Annotated in this window: 7 protein-coding genes; 4 read left to right on the plus strand and 3 right to left on the minus strand. The window is 68.9% G+C overall.

All coding sequences use genetic code 11. The annotated features are described in order from the left end of the window. On the minus strand, nt 1–767 hold a 767-nt coding region (locus TW83_RS15655; RefSeq protein ID WP_045983715.1), incomplete at its 3' end, for a Na+/H+ antiporter NhaC family protein. Nucleotides 768–926: 159 nt separating this feature from the next. On the opposite strand from TW83_RS15655, the gene trxA reads away from it, so the two are divergent. Genes trxA through TW83_RS15675 form a run of 4 tightly spaced genes read left to right on the plus strand, consistent with a single transcriptional unit; the run spans nt 927 to nt 3340 of the window. Further along, nucleotides 927–1838 (plus strand): thioredoxin, encoded by a 912-nt coding sequence (gene trxA, locus TW83_RS15660; RefSeq protein WP_139599442.1) that lies wholly within the window; start codon nt 927–929, stop codon nt 1836–1838. A 3-nt stretch (nt 1839–1841) separates the two neighbouring features. Continuing rightward, complete coding sequence (locus TW83_RS15665) at nt 1842–2468, plus strand: LON peptidase substrate-binding domain-containing protein (protein ID WP_045983713.1); 627 nt, start codon at nt 1842–1844, stop codon at nt 2466–2468. After that, the gene (locus tag TW83_RS15670; protein ID WP_045983714.1) at nt 2465–2656 is read left to right on the plus strand and encodes a Trm112 family protein; all 192 of its coding nucleotides are present in this window, start codon (nt 2465–2467) and stop codon (nt 2654–2656) included. Before TW83_RS15665 ends, TW83_RS15670 begins: the two co-directional genes overlap by 4 nt. Nucleotides 2657–2680: 24 nt before the next feature. Continuing rightward, nucleotides 2681–3340: a rhomboid family intramembrane serine protease gene (locus tag TW83_RS15675; RefSeq protein WP_052714939.1), complete on the plus strand. Its 660-nt coding sequence runs from the start codon at nt 2681–2683 to the stop codon at nt 3338–3340. A 25-nt stretch (nt 3341–3365) separates the two neighbouring features. Here TW83_RS15675 and TW83_RS15680 read toward each other — a convergent pair whose 3' ends face one another. Both TW83_RS15680 and TW83_RS15685 read right to left on the minus strand, forming a co-directional pair. Then, on the minus strand, nt 3366–4226 hold the full coding sequence (locus TW83_RS15680; protein ID WP_052714940.1) for a DUF2268 domain-containing putative Zn-dependent protease: 861 nt from the start codon (nt 4224–4226) through the stop codon (nt 3366–3368). 37 nt (nt 4227–4263) lie between these two features. Continuing rightward, the coding region (locus TW83_RS15685) for a DNA translocase FtsK (RefSeq protein WP_239441397.1) at nt 4264–6152 on the minus strand (1889 nt) is incomplete at its 5' end.

Below are 6152 nucleotides of genomic sequence, written 5' to 3' on the forward strand. Positions count from 1 at the left end.
TCTTCACCGGGTCGATACATGACGGCCAGAACGATCACCACCAGCGCCGGGATCATCGGCACCCAGCCCAGCGTGAACTGCGCGGCCAGCGTGTCGGTGATCGCGTCGATGCGCGCCATGCTGGTCTCGGCGGGAGAGATCAGCCAGGTCCCCGCGATGAAATAGATGACCAGCGCGATCAGCATCGCGGGCACGGTCGTGGGCAGCATGTTGCGGATGTGATCGAAGATGTTCACCCCCGTCACCGCCGGCGCCAGGTTCGTCGTGTCCGACAGCGGAGAGATCTTGTCGCCGAAGAACGCCCCCGACACGACCGCCCCCGCCGTCCAGTAGGCCGGGATGCCGAAACCCGCGCCGATGCCCATCAGCGCCACGCCCACGGTGCCCACCGTGCCCCAGCTGGTGCCCAGGGACAGCGACACGACCGCACACAGCACCATCGCCGCGACCAGGAAGATCTGCGGGTTCAGCAGCGTCAGCCCGTAATAGATCAGCGTCGGCACCGTCCCCGACGCGATCCACACCCCGATGATCATGCCTACCACGATCAGCACCGACAGCGAGGGCATGGACACGTGGATGACGTGGAAGACCCCCTCGCGGATGTCCATCCACCCCTGCCCGCGCAGGACGCCCAGAAGGCTGGTAATGGCCAGCCCCAGGATCAGCGGGATGTGCGGGGTGAAATCACCGTAATAGAACAGCTGCAGCGCCAGAAGGCCCAGCGTCAGCACGATGGGCAGCAGGGCCAGCCACAAAGGCGGCAGGTCCGGCCGGGTCGGGGGGTCTCTGTCATGGTCATGTCCCTCATGTCTTCACACGGCCGTGAGGCCTGCGTGATCGCAACGCGCAAACCGGCCCTTTCGTTCAGCCGCCAAGCGCCCCATATTGCGGGGAACACGCCAACCGAACCATGCGGGGCCAGGATGACCATGCTTTTCGAGGGGGCCCAAGCGCCCAAGACCGACGACTTCATCAAGGACGTAACCGAGGCCACCTTCATGGCCGAGGTGGTCGAGGCGTCGATGCAGGTGCCCGTCATCGTCGATTTCTGGGCGCCCTGGTGCGGCCCCTGCAAGACGCTGGGCCCCGCGCTGGAGGCCGAGGTCGCCCGCCACAAGGGCCGCGTGCGTATGGCCAAGATCAACGTGGACGAGAACCAGACGATCGCGGGCCAGTTGCGCGTGCAGTCGATCCCGACCGTCTATGCCTTCTTCCAGGGCCAGCCCGTCGATGCCTTCCAAGGCGCGGTGCCCGCCAGCCAGGTCAAGCAGTTCGTCGACAAGCTGGCCGCGATGTCGGGCGATGACGGCGGCCTGGCCGACGCCTTGGCCGCGGCCGAACAGATGATCGAGGACAACGAGGCCGCCGACGCCATAGAGACCTTCACCGCCATCATCGGAGAGCTGCCCGACAGCCCCGAGGCATGGGGCGGGCTGATCCGTGCCCATCTGGCCGCGGGCGACCATGCCGCCGCCGCCTCGACCCTGACGCAGGTGCCAAGCCCCCTGGCCCATGCCGGCCCGGTCGAGGCCGCGCGCGCCAAGCTGGCCCTGGCCCAGCAGGCCGCCAGCGCGGGTCCGCTGGACGATCTGGCCGCCCGCGTCGAGGCCGATCCGGCCGATCAGCAGGCACGGCTGGAATACGCGCAGGCACTGCATGCCGACGGCCAGTTGGAAGCCGCCATCGACATCCTTCTGGACAGCTTCCGCCGCGACCGCGAGTGGAACGACGGCGCAGCCAAGGCGCAGCTGATCACGATCTTCGACAGCCTCAAGCCCACCGACCCCATCGGGCAGAAGGGCCGCCGCCGCTTGTCCTCGCTGATCTTCGCCTGACCGATGGCGCTGCGTTTCGACCTGCCCGACCGCATCCCGCTGTTCCCGCTGCCCGGGGCCGTGCTGATGCCGCGGGCCCGCATGCCGCTGCACCTGTTCGAGCCGCGTTATCTGCAGCTGCTGGAAGACACGCTGAAGACCGATCACCGCCTGATCGGGATGATCCAGCCCGAGGGTGACGGCCTGTCCGCCATCGGCTGCGCGGGCCGGGTCGTGGCGTTCTCGGAAACCGGCGACGGGCGGATGATGATCTCGCTTGGCGCGATCTCGCGGTTTCGCCTGCAGGAGGTCGAGGAGGGCTTTGCCCCCTACCTGCAGGGCCGCGTCGACTGGTCCTCGTTCGGGCGCGACCTGTCCGGCCCAGAGCAGGATCCGACGCTGGACCGCAAGGCGCTGTTTTCGCTGCTGGACCGCTATATGCAGACGCAGGAGCTGTCGACGGACTGGGACGCCGCCGCCGAGGCGGAGGACGAGCTGTTGATCAATTCGCTGTCGATGATGCTGCCCTTCACCCCCGGCGACAAGCAGGCACTGCTGGAATCGCCCACCTTGGCCGACCGTCGCGAGCTGCTGGTCGGCCTGATCGAATTCGCCCTGCACGGCGGAGAGAACGAGGAACGCCTGCAATGACCGATGCCCCCCTTTTCGACCGCCACATGCTGGAGGCGCTGGTCTGCCCGGTGACCCATGCCACGCTCAGCTATGACGCCCAGGCGCAGGAGCTGGTGTCCCGCACGGCGGGGCTGGCCTTTCCGATCCGTTCGGGCATCCCGATCATGCTGATCGACGAGGCCCGCCAGATCCGCGCCGATGACTGACCCGCGCGCAGGGGCGTGACCGACATGGACCGCCCCGTGGCGATCCCGCGGGTGGCGGCCGCGCGCTGGCCCGAACCCGCCGCCCTGCCCCTGTGGCTGCGGACCGTCATCATCGCCTGCTGCATGATCGAGGCGTTCTGCTTTGCCGCGCCCATGCTGGGCCTGGGCAGCGCGCGAACTGCCTCGGTGATGCTGGGCGGCTTCTGGGCGCCGCTGGTGGGCGACGGGGTCGGACTCTATCCGGGTCAGGGGGTCGCGATGTTCCTGACCTACGGCCTGCTGCATTCCGGACCGCTGCATCTGGCGATGAACATGATCTCCCTGGCCGCCGTCGGCCGAGAGCTGGTGCGCATGATCGGATCGGCCCGCATGGCGCTGACCTATCTGCTCAGCCAGATCGCCGCCGGCATGGTCTTCGCCTGGATGGAGCCCGATGCCGGGCCGATGGTCGGCGCCTCGGGCGCGGTCTTCGGGCTGGCGGGGGCGCTGGTCGGCTATGCGGCGATCACCCTGCGCCGCCGTCACCGCCCGATGAGCCCGCTGGTGCGCGCCGTGGCGCTGATCCTGGGGCTGAACGTGGCGCTGACGCTGCTGATGCCGTCGATCGCCTGGCAGGCGCATCTGGGCGGGGGCGTGGCGGGCTTGGTGCTGGGGCTGATCTTTGCCCTGATCCCGCGCCGCTGACCCCCTGCCGACGCCGGTGCGGCCCTCAGCCGTCCTGGGGGGTCCGGGGGGCCTGCCCCCCGGCGTCGCGGGACGCAATCTGCGCGCTTTCGTCATCCGCCACCTCTGCGGTGGTGCTGTCCGTCGCAGGCTGTTCCACCGGGTCAGCGTCACCCCTATCGTCGCGGACCGGCGCATCTTCGATGGCCGCTTCCGGCTCGGCGGCGGCATCGTCGCGGACGATGTCTTCGGGGTCGAAGGCGTCCTCGATCCCCTCGGCGGCCATCAGGCGCCGCAGCGCCGCGCGGAACTCCTCCGCGGGCTGCCAGACCAGCGATGCCGCATCCTGCCCCTCGACCTGCGCCAGGTGCTCGGCCACCAGGCGGTGCCCGATGCCATAGCCAGTCCATTTGCGCATCCGCCCACGCCCCAGGAACCACTCGCCGTGATCATAGTCACGGCGCGCCCACAGCCCCGCGGCCTGCTTCAGCGTGCCCAGCCCCGGCCGCGTCTGATCCCAAGGGTCGGGCGGCCCGCCCAGAACCTGCTGGACGAAATGTCCCGCCAGCCCCTCGCTGACCAGCGCCTCGCCCAGGGACCGACCGTATCCCGGCCCATCCCACCGCGTCAGGCGATGCAGTGCGTGGATCAGGGTGCGGCGGAAATGCTCGGGCTCGACCCGGTCGGGGTCCAGCGTGATCTCGATGATGCCGGGGGCCGGGGCGTGGCCCGCGATGCCCCATTCGGGGATCACCCCGTCGCCCGTCCGCACCACAAGGTCGAACCGGGGCAGGTCCAGATGCGCCTCGGCCACCGCCACCATCTCGCGCGCATGGGCGCGGATCTCGGCCATGACGGGCGTCAGGGCGCTGCGGGCGTTCAGCATGTGCAACTGCCAAATCGTCATGGCCACATCCCGTTCTGGCCGGTCCCTACCGCGGTCATCAGACCTCGGGGACCAGCACCTCGCGCTTGCCGACATGGTTGGCGCTGCTGACCACGCCCTGCTCCTCCATCTGCTCGACCAGGCGCGCAGCCTTGTTGTAGCCGATGGCCAGCTTGCGCTGGATATAGCTGGTGGAGCATTTGCGATCCTTGGCCACGATCATCACGGCCTGATCATACAGCGCATCGTCCGATCCGTCGCCGCCCAGGCCCAGCACCGCGTCGATGTCGTCGGCCTTGTCGTCCTCGGGGCCCTCGACCACGCCCGACTTGTAGCTGGGCGGCCCAAAGGATTTCAGGTGGGTCACGATCTCCTCGACCTCCTCGTCGCTGACGAAGGGACCGTGGATGCGGGTGACGCGCGCGCCGTTGCCCATGTACAGCATGTCGCCCTGGCCCAGCAGCTGCTCTGCCCCCTGCTCGCCCAGGATGGTGCGGCTGTCGATCTTCGAAGTGACCTGAAAGCTGACCCGTGTGGGGAAGTTCGCCTTGATCGTGCCGGTGATGACATCGACCGAGGGACGCTGCGTCGCCATGATCAGGTGGATCCCCGAGGCACGGGCCATCTGCGCCAGGCGCTGGATGCAGGCCTCGATCTCCTTGCCGGCGACCATCATCAGGTCGGCCATCTCGTCGACGACCACGACGATATAGGGGAAGGTCTCGGGCTGGAACTCCTCGGTCTCCCAGATCGCGTCGCCGGTATCCTCGTCAAAGCCCGTCTGGACGGTGCGCTTGAACATCTCGCCCTTCTTCAGGGCCTCGGTGACGCGGCCGTTATAGCCCTCGATGTTGCGCACGCCCATCTTGGACATCTTGCGATAGCGGTCCTCCATCTCGCCCACGACCCATTTCAGCGCCACGACGGCCTTCTTGGGGTCGGTGACGACCGGGGACAGCAGGTGCGGGATGCCATCATAGACGGACAGTTCCAGCATCTTGGGGTCGATCATGATCAGCCGGCATTCGTCAGGCGTCAGCTTGTAGAGCAGCGACAGGATCATGGTGTTGATCGCGACCGACTTGCCCGACCCGGTGGTACCCGCGATCAGCAGGTGGGGCATCTTGGCCAGGTTCGCCACGACCGGATCGCCGCCGATATCCTTGCCAAGCGCCAGTGGCAGCGGCTGCGTGCCGTCGCCGAAGGCGCGCGAGGCGAAGATCTCGCGCAGCAGCACCTTTTCGCGCTTGGCGTTGGGCAGTTCGATCCCGATCACGGTGCGGCCGGGAACGGTGCTGACGCGCGCGGACAGGGCCGACATCGACCGGGCGATGTCGTCGGACAGCCCGATCACGCGGCTGGCCTTCAGGCCCGGCGCGGGTTCCAGCTCGTACAGCGTCACGACCGGGCCGGGGCGGACCTCGGTGATCTGGCCCTTGACGCCGTAATCGTCCAGCACCGCCTCCAGCATGCGGGCGTTCTCCATCAACGCCTCGTGGGACACGGGCACCACGTCGCTGTCCGATGGCGCCGACAGCAGCGCCAGAGGGGGCCGCTCATAGGCGGGGCTGCCACTGTCGTCGAACCGCAGGGCGGGCTCGGCCTCGGCCCGCGCGCTGCGCGAGGGTTCGGCGCGCTTGGCGGGGGCGATGATCTGGCGCGGCGTCTCGGCGCCGAAGGGGCGCGGGTCGACCGGCTCCTCGGGGGCGGGGGTCGCGGGCGCACCCTCGCGGGCCAGCCGGGACGCGACCGCCTTCAGCACCGACGACTTGGCGGTGCTGGTGCGGATGGCGTCGCTGATGCGGCCCCGGACCTCGGCCTCGGACGGGGCGGCGCCCTCGTAATCCGAATCGCGCTCGATCAGCTCGGGCTCGGGCATCTCGGATTCCAGCTCGAATGCCGGCGGGGCGGAACGGCGGCGGGCGGCGGGCGCGGCCTTGCGGGGGG

Origin of the sequence: Paracoccus sp. S4493 (genome assembly GCF_000967735.1) — a bacterium.
GTDB classification, from domain to species: domain Bacteria; phylum Pseudomonadota; class Alphaproteobacteria; order Rhodobacterales; family Rhodobacteraceae; genus Paracoccus; species Paracoccus marcusii.

Coding starts and splice junctions, on each gene's coding strand:
- trxA (WP_139599442.1), top strand. CDS start 927: ATGACCATGCTTTTCGAGGGGGCCCAAGCGCCCAAGACCGACGACTTC.
- TW83_RS15665 (WP_045983713.1), top strand. CDS start 1,842: ATGGCGCTGCGTTTCGACCTGCCCGACCGCATCCCGCTGTTCCCGCTG.
- TW83_RS15670 (WP_045983714.1), top strand. CDS start 2,465: ATGACCGATGCCCCCCTTTTCGACCGCCACATGCTGGAGGCGCTGGTC.
- TW83_RS15675 (WP_052714939.1), top strand. CDS start 2,681: ATGGACCGCCCCGTGGCGATCCCGCGGGTGGCGGCCGCGCGCTGGCCC.
- TW83_RS15680 (WP_052714940.1), bottom strand. CDS start 4,226: ATGACGATTTGGCAGTTGCACATGCTGAACGCCCGCAGCGCCCTGACG.